At 54.7% G+C, this 14,421-nt stretch carries 10 protein-coding genes; all 10 read left to right on the forward strand.

The genetic code is table 11. The annotated features are described in order from the left end of the window. Positions 1-32 precede the first annotated feature (32 nt). Positions 33-2,240 carry a peptidoglycan D,D-transpeptidase FtsI family protein gene (locus C5Y44_RS05920; protein WP_369831074.1) on the forward strand — a complete coding sequence of 736 codons (2,208 nt, stop codon included), beginning with the start codon at positions 33-35 and terminating at the stop codon, positions 2,238-2,240. A gap of 83 nt (positions 2,241-2,323) precedes the next feature. Beyond that, the gene (locus C5Y44_RS05925) at positions 2,324-4,081 is read left to right on the forward strand and encodes a Mur ligase family protein (RefSeq protein WP_105324117.1); all 1,758 of its coding nucleotides are present in this window, start codon (positions 2,324-2,326) and stop codon (positions 4,079-4,081) included. Beyond that, the gene (gene murF, locus C5Y44_RS05930; RefSeq protein WP_105324118.1) at positions 4,081-5,616 is read left to right on the forward strand and encodes a UDP-N-acetylmuramoyl-tripeptide--D-alanyl-D-alanine ligase; all 1,536 of its coding nucleotides are present in this window, start codon (positions 4,081-4,083) and stop codon (positions 5,614-5,616) included. Before C5Y44_RS05925 ends, murF begins: the two co-directional genes overlap by 1 nt. Positions 5,617-5,633: 17 nt before the next feature. After that, a complete protein-coding gene (mraY, locus tag C5Y44_RS05935) occupies positions 5,634-6,743 on the forward strand; it encodes a phospho-N-acetylmuramoyl-pentapeptide-transferase (RefSeq protein WP_105324119.1) in 1,110 nt (369 codons plus the stop codon). A gap of 16 nt (positions 6,744-6,759) precedes the next feature. After that, positions 6,760-8,166 (forward strand): UDP-N-acetylmuramoyl-L-alanine--D-glutamate ligase, encoded by a 1,407-nt coding sequence (gene murD, locus C5Y44_RS05940; protein WP_105324120.1) that lies wholly within the window; start codon positions 6,760-6,762, stop codon positions 8,164-8,166. 2 nt (positions 8,167-8,168) lie between these two features. Beyond that, positions 8,169-9,776 carry an FtsW/RodA/SpoVE family cell cycle protein gene (locus C5Y44_RS05945; RefSeq protein WP_369831075.1) on the forward strand — a complete coding sequence of 536 codons (1,608 nt, stop codon included), beginning with the start codon at positions 8,169-8,171 and terminating at the stop codon, positions 9,774-9,776. 9 nt (positions 9,777-9,785) lie between these two features. Beyond that, positions 9,786-10,880: an undecaprenyldiphospho-muramoylpentapeptide beta-N-acetylglucosaminyltransferase gene (gene murG, locus C5Y44_RS05950; protein ID WP_105324121.1), complete on the forward strand. Its 1,095-nt coding sequence runs from the start codon at positions 9,786-9,788 to the stop codon at positions 10,878-10,880. Between the two features lie 33 nt (positions 10,881-10,913). Then, complete coding sequence (gene murC, locus C5Y44_RS05955; protein WP_233189904.1) at positions 10,914-12,329, forward strand: UDP-N-acetylmuramate--L-alanine ligase; 1,416 nt, start codon at positions 10,914-10,916, stop codon at positions 12,327-12,329. After that, on the forward strand, positions 12,330-12,989 hold the full coding sequence (locus C5Y44_RS05960; protein WP_105324123.1) for a cell division protein FtsQ/DivIB: 660 nt from the start codon (positions 12,330-12,332) through the stop codon (positions 12,987-12,989). Positions 12,990-13,174: 185 nt separating this feature from the next. After that, a complete protein-coding gene (gene ftsZ / locus C5Y44_RS05965; RefSeq protein ID WP_066840768.1) occupies positions 13,175-14,419 on the forward strand; it encodes a cell division protein FtsZ in 1,245 nt (414 codons plus the stop codon). The last annotated feature ends 2 nt before the right edge of the window (positions 14,420-14,421 follow it).

Here is a 14,421-nt window from a genome sequence, read left to right on the forward strand (position 1 = left end):
TTGAGCATCATGAAGGCAGGTGACACACCACTGTGACTCCACCACACTCGGGTGACCCACGTCGCCGTAGCCGAAATGGGGGCAAAGACAGCTCCCGTAATGAGGGGCGCCAAGAAGGTCGCAGTGGAAAAAGCCGCAGGGCATCTTCGCATGCCTCACGGGACTGGTCGACTAATGAGCGGGATAATTACGCAACGCAACCACCACGTGCCCGCAGCGCCAGCGAACGGGAACGAATCCGCGCTGGAGAAGCACGTGCGGGTGCGACCCACACCGGTCAAGCACATGGGCCAGCCCAAAGGGCGCAAAAAGCACGCCCAGTGCCGGCGCCGCAGGCAGTTAAGAAGAAGATTCTCGCGCAGCAGCCGATGATGACTAAGCGTCTGAACTTAGTTATCACCATCTTGGTTATTGTGACCGTGGTGTTGGTAGGGCGTTTGGCATGGGTGCAAATTGTCTGGGGGCCAGACTTGTCTGCCCGTGCGGAAGCACAGCGCACCCGCGTTTATGTTGAACCCGCACGCAGGGGAGAAGTAGTCGACCGTGATGGTCAGCGCATTGCGTACACCATGGCTGCGCGCTCGTTGACGGTATCTCCGACGCGTTTGCGTGATGAATTGCGCGAGCAAGAAGAGATTGAAGCTCGTAATGAAGGTGAGCTGGCGGAAAAGAGCGAAGAGGAAACTAATGAATTTCTCGACGACCGGGTTACCACGCGCTTAGAAGAAATGGCTGAGGGCATCCCGAAGGCTATTGAAGAAGCAGGCGCGTCAACCTCTGATGTTGACTCCGACCAGATCATGGATAAATTGCGCGCGGATACGCAATATGAGGTGCTGGTGCGCAATGTCGATCCAGATATCGCTGTAGAAATCGCCAATACCTACCATGGCGTGGCTGCTGACCACCAAGATATCCGTCAATACCCCAATGGTGCGATCGCAGAAAATATCGTGGGCAAGGTGTCCATGGATGGTCAAGGCCAGTTCGGCTTTGAAGCTTCTGGCGATTCGCTGCTGACCGGTATTGATGGCCGTTCCACCGAAGATGTCTCTACCGACGGACAGCTGATTCCAGGTACGGTGCGCGATGAAGTCGAAGCTATCGATGGCTCCGATGTGAAACTGACATTGGATCTAGACTTGCAGACTTATGTTCAGCAAAAGCTAGAGCAAGCTGTGGACAATTCCCGCGCCAAAATGGGTGAAGCAGTCGTACTAGATGCGGTTACGGGTGAAGTGTTATCGATGGCTAATACCGGAACCATCGATCCGAATAAGGATATTGAAGCCCAGCTTGAAGAAGGCAAGGACTTTGAAAACCGTTCCATTTCGCACCCTTATGAGCCAGGCTCTGTAGCGAAGGTTGTTACTGCCGCGGCCGCAATTGAAGAAGGCGTGACCACGCCGGAGGAAGTCCACCAGGTTCCAGGCTCCATCGATATCGCAGGCGTTAATGTTGCCGATGCTTGGCAGCACGGGGTAGAGCCGTACACCACCGCGGGTATCTTCGGTAAGTCGTCCAACGTGGGTACGCTGCAGATTGCACAGCGCCTGGGCGAGGAGAAATTCGCTGAGTACCTGGAGAAATTCGGGTTGGGTAAAACCACTGATATTGAATTGCCGAATGAATCATCCGGTCTTTTGCCAGCATTAGAGCAGTGGTCCGGTGGTACCTTTGCCAACCTTCCGATTGGCCAGGGCATGTCGTGGACGACCTTGCAGATGGCGAGTGTCTACCAGGCTTTGGCGAATGATGGTGAGCTCATTCAGCCACGTATCATCGACTCGATTACTGATGCCGATGGCAAGGAAGTCCCGCAGGATGATCCGGGTACCACGCAGGTGGTATCGCCGGAAACTGCGAAGACCGTGGTGGATATGTTCCGCTCGACTTTCCAGGATGACCCAGCCTATGTGCAAAATGGTACGGCTATGGGCAATGAGATCGAGGGCTATCAGCTTTCCGGCAAGACCGGTACCGCGCAAAAGGTAGACCCAGATACGGGTGCATATTCGCAAAGTGCGTATTGGATTACTTTCGCAGGCATTGCGCCTGCCGATGACCCCCGGTTTGTCGTTGCCATCATGTTAGATGAGCCCGAAACCGGCACCAATGCCGATGGCTCAGGCGGACAATCTGCAGCGCCGCTCTTTAGCGACATTGCCGCGTGGTTGCTCAACCGCGACAACATCCCGACGTCACCAGAAGGAAAGCGTTGGGTCATGACGCAGTACTAATCACGGCGGATACAGCACGTATTATATATACTTTTCTAGATAAATAACCCCACGAAAACTACGAGGACAAGGACGCGAGCGACATGACTACCACGCTTTTCAAGCTAGCGGAGATCGCAGGCGGTGAAATCATTGGTGATGGTGAGACAACCGTAGAAGCCATCACGTTAGATTCGCGCCGAGCAGAAGCGGAATACCTGTTCGCGGCCGTTCCGGGCACCCGTAGCCATGGTGCAACATTCGCAGCAGCAACATCGGCAAAAGCAGTGCTTACCGATGCCGCCGGGGTAGAAATCCTGCACGGTGAATCAGCGGAAGGTTCTTTCGACCGTCCCATTATCGTGGTCGACGATATCCGCGCGGTGCTTGGAGAAATCTCAGCCGAGGTTTATGGTCACCCGACGAAGAAGCTGACCATTTTCGGTGTTACTGGTACCTCGGGAAAGACCACGACCACCTATCTTTTAGAAACTGGTCTTTTAGCCGCAGGCTATTCCACCGGTTTGATTGGTACGACCGGAACCCGGATTAATCGCAAGCCAGTTGAAACGCAGCTCACCACCCCGGAAGCACCAACGCTGCAGGAACTATTTGCCCGCATGGTTGCAGAAAACGTCACCCACGTGGTGATGGAAGTGTCCTCACATGCGCTGGAGCTAGGACGCGTACAGGGCGTGGACTTTGCAGTGGGCGGGTTTACTAACCTGTCTCAAGACCACCTGGATTTCCACCCCACGATGGAAGAGTACTTTGCGGCGAAATCGAAGCTTTTCTTAGGCGAAGAGGCAGCCCGCAATGCGGTGGTGTGCATTAATGATGAGTGGGGCGAGCGTCTTGCTGATTTAGTTGATGAAGATAATCGACCTTTAACCGTGGTCTCCACCACGGGGGTGATTGCGCATACCGGTGAAGAAGGTGCAGTGGCGCAAGCCGATGCGATGCTGCGTGAGCGCACTCGGGAACTATTGGTGCCAGGCACCGTGGTGGCGTGGCAGCAATCCGTTCAAGCAACAGGGGAGCAGCAAGTAGCGCTGGAGATTAATCCACCGGAAAACAGTGAGATTATCCAGGCGCAAGTAGCGCGCTCTTTTGATTTCCAGTTGCCACTGCCGGGCGATTTCAACATCGCCAATGCAGGCCTTGCTGTAGGAATGGCGAGCGCTGCAGGTATTGACTTGGATACTTTCATCGCGGCTTTGACCCAGGTGGCAGTGCCAGGGCGTATGCAGCGTATCGATGAAGGACAGGACTTTGTAGCCGTTGTTGACTACGCACACAAGCCAGCGGCTATCGAAGCGGTATTGGACACCTTGCGCTCGCAGCTGGATTCCGCGCCTACTCCGTCCCGAGAAGGCAACGGAGCGGGACGTAACGATGCGGAACGCATCGGCGCCGGACGTATTGGCGTGGTCGTCGGCGCCGGAGGAGACCGTGACTCCTCGAAGCGCGGATTGATGGGGGCTGCTGCCGCGAATCGTGCCGATTTCGTGGTGGTCACTGATGATAATCCACGTACCGAAGACCCAGCTCCGATCCGCCAGGCAGTCATGGCTGGAGCTAGAGAGGCCGCTGAGAAGGCTGGGCGTGATGTAGAAATCCGCGAAATTGCATCGCGCGCTGAAGCCATTGATGAAGTAGTCAACTGGGCAACTTCCGGCGATGCTGTCATCGTGGTTGGCAAAGGCCACGAAGTAGGTCAGCTCATTGGCGAGACCATGCATCACTTCGATGACCGTGAAGAACTTGCGCGGGCGTTACAATCAAAGCGGACAGCGCACCTTAATACTTCCTTTACCCCAGAAGCTCGAGATACTGCCGAAGACTCCGATGAGAGGCAATAATGATTGACCTGACTGTGAAAGAGATCGCCGAGATTGTCGGCGGTCGCCTCGACAGTGTCGAAAACCCCGATGCACTGGTTACCGGCTTTGTCGAATTTGATTCGCGCAAAGTAGCTCCTGGTGGATTATTCCTGTGTTTTCCAGGCGCTAAGGTTGACGGTCATGACTTTGCTGCCAAGGCGGTAGAGCAAGGTGCGGTGGCTGTATTAGCTGCTCGGCCCGTGGGCGTTCCAGCAATCGTAGTGGAACCAACTGGTCGGCTGGAAGGCGATGGCGCGAATGCAGATATCTATGCCAACGACTTAGATGGCTCAGCTGCAGCAGTAGTGCGGGCACTTTCAGACCTCGCGCACTTTGTCACCGGCAAGCTCACTAGGGACGATGGTCTGAGCATCATCGGCGTAACTGGTTCTGCGGGTAAGACTTCCACGAAGGATCTGATCGCAACTATTTTGCGCCAAGATGGAGAAACCGTAGCTCCTCCGGGCTCATTCAATAATGAAATCGGTCATCCATATACCGCGCTGCGCTGCGATGCAGACACGAAATATCTCGTGGCTGAACTATCAGCTCGCGGCATCGGCCACATCAAACACCTCACTGATATCGCAACCCCGCGAATCGGCGTGGTGCTCAACGTGGGTACCGCGCACCTGGGAGAATTTGGCTCGCGTGAAAACATCGCACAAGCCAAAGGCGAATTAGTTGAGGCACTGCCTTCGGCTGCCGAAGGCGGCATCGCGGTGTTAAACGCTGATGATTCATTCGTTGCAGCAATGGCTTCGCGCACCAGCGCCAAGGTTGTGACCTATTCTTCGGCGAACCCTCCAGCAGCAGGCGCAGATTACTACGCCACCGACATCACCTTAGATAAAGTTGCGCGCCCATCGTTTACCCTGCATGCACCAGGAAATGCACCGGTATCAGTGACCCTGCAGGTCTTTGGTGTTCACCAGGTATCTAATTCGCTGGCGGCTGCCGCAGCAGCCATCGAGGCGGGCTTGTCTGTGCAATCTGTAGCGGATTCTTTAAGTGGGCATCGAAACGCGTCTGCTCACCGCATGGATGTGCACACCCGCGCTGATGGAGTCACCATTATTAATGACTCCTACAACGCGAACCCGGATTCAATGCGCGCGGCAATTGCCGCATTGGGCTACACCACCTCTGGACGGCCCGATGCGCGCTCTATCGCCGTACTCGGTGAGATGGGCGAGCTGGGCGATGACGCTATCGAAGAGCACTACCAACTCGGTGCGGAGTTAGCGAAATACGATGTCCATACCCTCATCGTGGTGGGCGAGAGCGTTTATGGTGAGGCAATGGCTAAAGCCGCATCCGAGCGCGGTATAAATACTATGGTTAGCCGGGATATCGATGACGCCATTTGGCATATCGAAGAAGTCCTTCAAACTCCACCCGCTGGAGTCGAAGACTGGTCTTCACGCGAGTTGAAAGACGTAGTCCTGGTCAAAGCTTCTAATGCGCAACGTTTGTGGCTGGTTTCTGAACGCCTACTTAACGGCGAAGATTAAAGGATAGTGTTGAAATAATGATTCAGATAATGGCCTCCGGCGTCATCAGCTTCCTTGTGGCGATCTTCTTTACGCCATGGCTGATCCGCTATTTCTCCAACGCCGGTAAAGGCCAAGAGATCCGTGAGGATGGACCGAAGTCGCACCTGCGCAAGCGCGGTACGCCGACGATGGGTGGTCTGGCCATTTTGGCCGGCATTGTTATTGCTTACTTAGCGGTAAATACCTATGGCTCCATCACCGGAACCGGTGGCTTCACGGTCTCAGGAATCTTGGTTCTAGGCTTGACTTTAGGCCTCGGTGCCTTGGGCTTTGCTGATGACTTCATCAAACTGTTCAAAGCCCGCAACCTCGGGTTGAATAAGACCGCAAAGATTGTTGGCCAGCTCGCACTAGCTTTGGCCTTTGGTCTTTTGGTGCTGCAATTTGAAGATAGCAATGGCCTAACACCTGCGACGACTCACATGTCTTTCGTGCGCGATATTCCGACCTTTAATATCGCTGTCGGCCCAACCATCATTGGCATCATTATCTTCTTGGTGTTCATGTTTATTCTGATCGCCGCGTGGTCGAACGCCGTCAACCTGACCGATGGTCTTGATGGCCTGGCTGCGGGTTCTACTGCCTTTGTGATGGGTGCGTACTCCATCATTACTTTCTGGCAGTTCCGTAACTCCTGTGAAGTCGGCTTCGTTGCCGGCTGCTACCAGGTGCGCGATCCTTTGGACTTGGCCATTTTGGCGGCTGCCGGTCTCGGTGGTTCCCTGGGCTTTTTGTGGTGGAATGCTGCACCGGCAAAAATCTTCATGGGCGATACCGGTTCCTTGGCACTCGGTGGCCTGGTTGCGGGTCTATCCGTTGCTACCCGCACCGAACTGCTGATGATTATCATTGGCGCACTCTTCGTTGTTGAAGCAGCCTCGGTTGTTATCCAAGTTTTTGTCTTCAAGACCACCGGAAAGCGCTTCTTCCGCATGGCGCCAATTCACCACCACTTCGAAAATGGCGGCTGGCCAGAAACCGCAGTGGTTATCCGTTTCTGGTTGCTCGCTGGCATGGCCGCTATCACCGGCGTAGGAATTTTCTACGGTGAATGGCTCCTGACAACTGGTGCAAGCATCCTTTAAGAAAGGCTATTAGCTTATGACTTCCACACTGAAGCTGCCACGAGTGGTCCTGGTCGCCGGTGGTGGGGTATCTGGGCGCGGATGTGCCGCTATCCTGCGTGAACTCGGCACAGATGTGACCGTAGCTGATGGCAATGCACACACCCGTGAGGAACTTGCTTCCACACTCGAGGTCAAGACCATTGATCCAGCTGATGTGGACTTTTCCGCATCAGATTATGACATGGTGGTTACTTCTCCTGGCTGGCGTCCTGATTCGCCGCTTCTGCAACAAGCAGCCGCGGCACACATTGAGGTTATTGGTGATGTCGAACTAGCTTGGCGCCTTGACCGCGCTGAAGTATTTGGTCCGCCACGCAAGTGGTTGGTAGTTACTGGCACTAATGGCAAGACCACTACTACTGGCATGTTGGCTGCGATGATGCAGGCCAATGAAGCAGAGTCCGGTCTACGTGCTGCAGCTGCCGGCAATATTGGCGTATCCCTATTTACTGCGCTGGCGGCGCAACCGCGGGTAGATATTTTGTGCGTCGAGCTATCTTCTTTCCAGCTGCACTGGTCTAATACTTTGCGCCCTGATGTGGGTACCGTGTTGAACCTGGCGGAAGACCACATTGATTGGCACGGCAGTTTCGAAGCTTATGCCCAAGACAAGGCCAAGGCATTACTGGGCAAGGTTGCCGTTGTCGGCAAGGATGATCCGCGCGTGGTGGTCTCTGCAATCAATATTCGCCCGAGTGGGGTAGTCACCAGCTTTAGTGCAGGTACACCGCAAGATGGCGGGGTAGGAGTAATCAACTCCGAAATCGTGGTGGGCAACCCACCACAGGTTTTAGCTAGCGCGGAAGGAATTGAACCGGCGGGTATCGCTGGTGTCTTAGACGCGTGTGCGGCTGCGGCAGTTGCCCATGCAGCTGGCGCTAGTGCGCAGGCGATTAGCGCTGGCCTAGCTTCTTATCGCGTGGATGCCCACCGCGGGGAAGTAGTGCACGAAGCAGCTGGCATTAAGTTTATTGATAATTCCAAAGCCACCAACCCGCATGCTGCCGATGCAGCTTTAGCAGGGCTAGCCAATGTCATTTGGGTAGCCGGCGGGCAACTTAAAGGCGCTGAAGTTGATGAGCTTATCACCGCGCATCATAAGCAAATGAAAGCCGTGGTGCTGCTTGGCCAAGACCGCGACATCCTAGCCCGCGCTTTGAAAGAACACGCGCCAGAAATTGCCGTTGAGGTCATTGAAGCTACCGATGGCGAAGAAGCCATGCGCCAGGTTGTGGCAGCTGCTATCCAACACGCCGGGGCCGGAGATACCGTGCTTTTGGCACCAGCTGCGGCATCGTTGGATATGTATTCCGGAATGAGCGAACGTGGCGACCTTTTTGCCCACTTTGCAAAAATCCTTTCTCAAGGCGAGGAGCTTTAACCATGACGGCCACCAAGCCAGTTGCACCCATGGGAAATGCCCCGCGGCCGAAAGCGAAACAGGGCTGGATAGCTGGCATTAAAGAGTATCTTGACTCGCGCGCGGGCTTAGATTATTTGATGCTGCGCATCATCATCTTCCTGCTCATTGGCATCGGCGTCATCATGGTATTTTCTTCCTCGATGGCGACCTCTTATGTCCAGTCCACAGGCGTGTGGGCTGATGCAATCCGCCAAACTTTGATGGTGTGCCTGGGTCTGTTCATGTTTTGGCTTGCACTGCGCCTGCGCCCATCGTTGGTGCGCAAGCTGGTGCCGTGGGTATTGCTCTTATCCTTAATCTTGCTCATTGCCGTGCTGATTCCTGGCATTGGTACCGGACGTGAAGAAGTCGGTTCGCAGTCCTGGATCATCATTGGTCCAGCTAGTATCCAGCCTTCAGAGCTTGCCCGCGTAGCTATTGGCCTTTACGGCGCGACAGCTTTGGCCGATAAGGTGCATAAAGGCTTTGGCCTTAAAGACCCTTTCACCATGTACTCGCTGATCGCAGCGGCCATGATGGGTCTCATCATGGCCCAAGGTGACGTCGGTATGGCAGCATCATTTGCCGTCGTGGTTATTTTCACGCTCTTTTTCGCCGGCGTTAACTGGATCGCCATCGCTTTAATTGGTGCTCTTGGCGTTGTAGCCACCATTGCACTATTTGTTGGTGGCGGCTTCCGCTCGCACCGTTTCCACACATACTTTGATGCCCTACGCGGAAACTTTCTTGACACCCAAGGCACCGGTTTTCAGTCCTACCAGGGTTATCTCTCCTTGGCAGACGGTGGCTTAACAGGCGTCGGTATTGGCCAATCGCGTGCGAAATGGTTCTACCTTCCCGAAGCTAAAAATGACTACATCTTCGCCATCGTGGGCGAAGAGCTCGGCCTGTTGGGTGGCGCGTTAGTCATCTTGCTTTTCGCTTTGCTGGGCTTCTTCGGAATTCGGACGGCACTACGAGCACAGAGCCAATTCCAGGCACTCATGGCCGCAACGCTGACGGCAGGTGTTGTTGGCCAAGCCTTCTTTAATATTGGCTATGTTGTTGGGCTACTGCCGATGACCGGTGTGCAGCTGCCGATGATTTCTGCAGGTGGTACCTCAGCGATCATCACCATTGCATCGATGGGCCTGTTGGCAAATGTGGCTAGGCATGAGCCGATGCAAATCTCGGCGATGCAAAACTATGGCCGGCCACTTTTTGACCGCATCTTTAATATCCCTGAACCGGATCCCATTGATGGGGCCGCAAAGCCAGGACGCCACGGTGCTGCAAGCCGTCGCGCGGCGAGCCGAACCACGGCGCAATTAACAGCAGAGCGCGCCAGTGAAACTGGGGCAGGACGCAACACCGAACGCGAAGTTCTACAACGTAGCCACAACCGCCGAGCAGCAGCCGGTGGCACCGAGCAGCGTCGGGTAGATGGCCGACGCGCCGGATACAATCGCGATAGTGTTCGCTACACGGAGGGCCGACGTGGAGATACCCGCAGGGCACGTGATGCTGAGCGGGAAAAGCGCTTTGGACAAGCAGTGACCGATAACCGCCGCCCACGTGAGAAAAGGTAGGCTAAACCTATGAACAACGCTGACTTATCGGTCGTTATTGCAGGTGGGGGCACTGCTGGCCACATTGAACCAGCCCTTGCAGTAGGCGAAGCATTAAAGACCTACCATGGTGCACGAATTACTGCTCTGGGAACTAAGAAGGGGCTAGAAGGGGAGATCGTCCCCGCCCGTGGTGTTGATCTGCGCATGATCTTGCCAGTGCCAATTCCACGCAAGCCCAGCGTGGACTTAGTAAAACTGCCATATCGTCTTATCAAAGCCGTGCTGCAAACCCGCGCGGTGTTAAAAGATGTCAACGCGCAAGCAGTATTTGGCACTGGTGGTTACGTTGCAGCGCCTGCTTATATCGCGGCAAAGACCAAGGGATTGCCATTCTATATCCACGAAACCAATGCACTAGCAGGCATGGCAAATAAATTAGGCGTCAAACTAGGTGGCGTTGGTTTTAACGCTGCGGCTAATTCCGGCATGCCGGGTGATGTCGTCGGCGTTCCTATTCGCGCCGAAATCGGAAAAGACCCAGACGGTGCAGCCGCCGCCCGCGGCCGGCAACAGTGGGGTTTTGATGACTCCAAACCAGTGCTGCTGATTACCGGTGGCTCCCAGGGTGCTGCTTCAATTAACGCAGCGGTGAAAGAAGCATTGCCCAAACTTGTTGAGCATGTTCAGGTTCTCCACGCTTATGGCCCCCGCAATGAAGCACCACAAGCCCAAGATGGCTATGTGCCGGTTCCGTATATCGACGATATGGCTGCGGCCTTAGCTGTTGCTGACTTGACTGTGTGCCGCTCCGGTGCGATGACGGTAGCGGAGATTACCGCTGCCGGATTACCCGCAATCTATGTTCCGCTGCCGCACGGCAATGGGGAACAGGCGCTTAACTCCCAACATGTGGTTGAAGCAGGCGGCGCCGTTATGATTAAAGATTCTGATCTGACCGGGCAAAGGTTGGTTGAAGAAGTAGCAGCTATCGCAGATAACCCTCAACGGCGCGAGGAGATGGTCGCTGCTGCACAAGACAGTGGCGCCGGAGATGTATCCAAAATGCTTGCGGATCGTATTGCTGCTGATGTTAGAAAAGAACAAGAAAAGGAATCCAACTAGGTGACTACCCCAATTGATCTCTCACGTGTTCACATGGTCGGCATCGGCGGCTCCGGCATGTCTGGGCTTGCTCGTATTTTGCTCTCCCGCGGCATGGAAGTTTCTGGTTCCGATGTCAAAGACTCCACCCCGGTGGAAGTACTGCGCACCATGGGCGCCAAGATTGCCATTGGGCACAAGAGAGAAAATCTTTCACAGCTGGCGGAAAAGCCGACTGTCGTGGTGACATCATTTGCTGCGATTCCGAAGGACAATCCAGAGCTGGTCGCAGCACACGAAGCACAGATTCCAGTGATTCGCCGTTCGGACTTGCTCGCAGAATTGATGCAGGAGCGCACCCAGGTACTCCTTGCCGGTACCCACGGTAAGACATCGACTACCTCGATGGTGGTTTCAGCATTGCAGGCGGCGGGCAAGGATGCTTCCTTTGCCATTGGTGGTCAGCTCAACCGCGCGGGTACGAATGCGCATCACGGTAAAGATGCCATCTTCGTGGCTGAAGCGGATGAATCTGATGCTTCGCTGTTGCGCTATTCCCCAGATATCGCGGTCATTACCAATATTGAACCGGATCACTTGGACTACTTTGGCTCCGCAGAGGCCTATTTCCAGGTCTTCGATGATTTCGTTGGACGCATTACGGATACGGGCACTCTTATTGTGTGCCTTGAAGATGATCATGCAGCGGAATTGGGCCTTCGTGCTCTTGAGCGCGGCGTACGCGTCTTAGGCTACGGTGGCTCGGCAGCGGTGCAGAAGTATGCCAAGATTCCCGTTGGTGCGGAAATTTTGGCTGAAGAAGTAGGGCAAAAGGCAACGACGGTTACCGTCAAACTTCCGTTTAAGAACTCTTCCGAAGCCCAGGTGACCTATGAATTACAGATTCCTGGACACCACATGGTGCTCAATTCCGCTGCCGCTTTAGTTGCGGGCGAGATCGCAGGAGCTGAGGTGCAGCTTTTGGCCGAGGGCTTAAGCGATTTCACGGGTGTGCGCCGGCGCTTTGAGTACCGTGGCACCGGTGGTGACAATATCCGCGTCTATGACGATTATGCGCACCATCCGACTGAGGTGGCAGCAGTGCTCAAGGCAGCGCGCGATAAGGTTTCAGCAGAGGGCCTAGGCGGCAAGGTTGTAGTGTGCTTCCAGCCACATCTTTACTCCCGCACGATTGAGTTCGCTAAAGAGTTTGGCCAAGCACTTTCGCTTGCCGATGCAGTGGTGTTGTTGGATATCTTCGGTGCCCGAGAAAAGCCGGTCGAAGGGATTTCCTCGCGAATCATTAGCGATGAAATGGCCGATGATGTCGACGTCACTTATGAGCCAGATTTCTCATCTGCCCGCCATACTGTGGCAGAGATGACCAATAGCAATGACCTTGTGCTGACCATGGGTGCTGGATCAGTAACCTTGCTCGCAGCCGAAATCTTGGAGGAGATCCAGGGTTAGATGAAAATTTCCTCCAAGCTCATTGCCGCCATCATCGGCGGTCTAGTTGCACTTAGCGTTGTTATCGGACTGGCGGTGTATTTTCTGCCGATCTTTCGTGTCACCAATGTTGAGATAACTGGTAATGAGCACTCGACCGTAGAGCAGATTGAAGAAGCTGCAGGTGTACCCGACGGGGCTAATTTGCTGCGCGTGAATGCACACGACACAGCTTTGAAAGTCTCGGACTTGCCGTGGGTAGATAAAGCTACCGTGGGTCGCAGTCTGCCCAATACTTTGGTCGTCGAAGTAGAAGAGCGAGTCGTTGCAGCCTATGTCAATGCTGATGATGGTCCGCATCTCATCGATACCAAAGGTCGCGAATTTATCATCGACCAGCCACCGGCAGAAGCAGTAGAGATCACCGGCGAATGGGACTCTGAAACTTTGTCGGACCCGGTCGAAGTTCTTGCGGCAATCCCCACGGAACTGCGTACTCAAATTGAACGTTTAGATGTCGTTGAACCTTATGTGATGCGGGTGCACATGGATGATGGACGAACGATTACCTGGGGCGCGAACGAAGACAATGAAAATAAGGCACGCGCACTAGCTACGGTTTTGCAGATGGAGGGCGATAATTGGAATATTACTAACCCCTCACTTGTCAGCCGACCCTGATATCCCCGTATGCTAGGAGGCGAGCAAAACCGCATGTCAACAACTCTAAACCCAAGGTTGAGGGTAGCGACACGCGGCGAAATGAACCCGAAAATTACAGCGGTCTCGTCAATGATGGAAACAACGCGTCGATTTCCTCATTGACGGACCAGAAATTCCACGAACGAAAGGTGCTAGCGCCTCTAATGACCACTCCAAGTAATAATCTCGCGGACATCAAGGTTGTCGGTGTCGGTGGTGGCGGAGTAAACGCCGTTAACCGCATGATTGAAGAGGGCCTGAAGGGCGTTCAGTTCATTGCTATCAACACTGACTCCCAGGCTCTGCTCTTTTCTGATGCTGATGTAAAGCTCGACATTGGACGCGAGCTGACCCGCGGCCTAGGCGCAGGAGCAAACCCAGAGGTCGGTCGTACCTCTGCTGAAGATCACAAGTCCGAAATCGAAGATGCACTCGCCGGCGCAGACCTCGTCTTCGTTACCGCGGGTGAGGGCGGCGGCACCGGTACTGGTGCGGCTCCGGTAGTTGCATCGATTGCCAAGAAGCAGGGCTCTTTGACCGTCGGTGTTGTTACCAAGCCTTTCCGCTTTGAAGGTAACCGCCGTACCCGCCAGGCACTCGAGGGTATCGAGGCTTTGCGTGAGGTATGTGACACCCTCATTGTTATTCCTAATGATCGCCTGCTGCAGCTTGGTGATGAAAACTTGTCGATGATGGAAGCCTTCCGTGCCGCCGATGAGGTGCTGCACAATGGTGTCCAGGGTATTTCCGACTTGATTCTTATCCCAGGCATGATCAACGTCGACTTTGCCGACGTGCGCTCGGTTATGTCCGATGCGGGTTCTGCATTGATGGGCGTGGGCTCGGCACGTGGTGATGACCGCGTGATGCAGTCTGCAGAACAAGCTATTAATTCTCCACTGCTGGAATCCAGCATGGAAGGCGCCAAGGGCGTTCTGCTTTCTGTTGCTGGCGGTTCCGACTTGGGTCTGCAGGAAGTTAACCAGGCAGCGATCATGGTCCAAGAAAAGGCTGACGAAGACGTCAACCTCATCTTCGGTACCATCATCGACGACAACTTGGGCGATGAAGTCCGCGTGACCATCATTGCTACGGGCTTCGACGCTGAGGCGAACCTGCAGGGCGTAAATAACAAGAAGGCCGCTGTTCAGGAAAAGGAAGAGCCAAAGCTGGAATCTCGTCCGGGCTCTTTGTTCGATAATCGCGATATCCCAGAGCCACAGGCTGAGCCTGTGCGCGAGGAGCCACGCTACGAACCACGCCACTCCCGCCCATCTGGTTCTGGTCTGTTCACCAGCCGCGAGGATGAGCGCGGCCGTGACCGTGACTACGGTCGCGAGCGTGAGCCAGAACGTGATCGTCGTCGCGCTGGTGGCGATGATCTGGATGTGCCTGACTTCATGCGCTAAGA

Source organism: Corynebacterium sp. J010B-136 (assembly GCF_002967075.1).
Lineage (GTDB): Bacteria > Actinomycetota > Actinomycetes > Mycobacteriales > Mycobacteriaceae > Corynebacterium.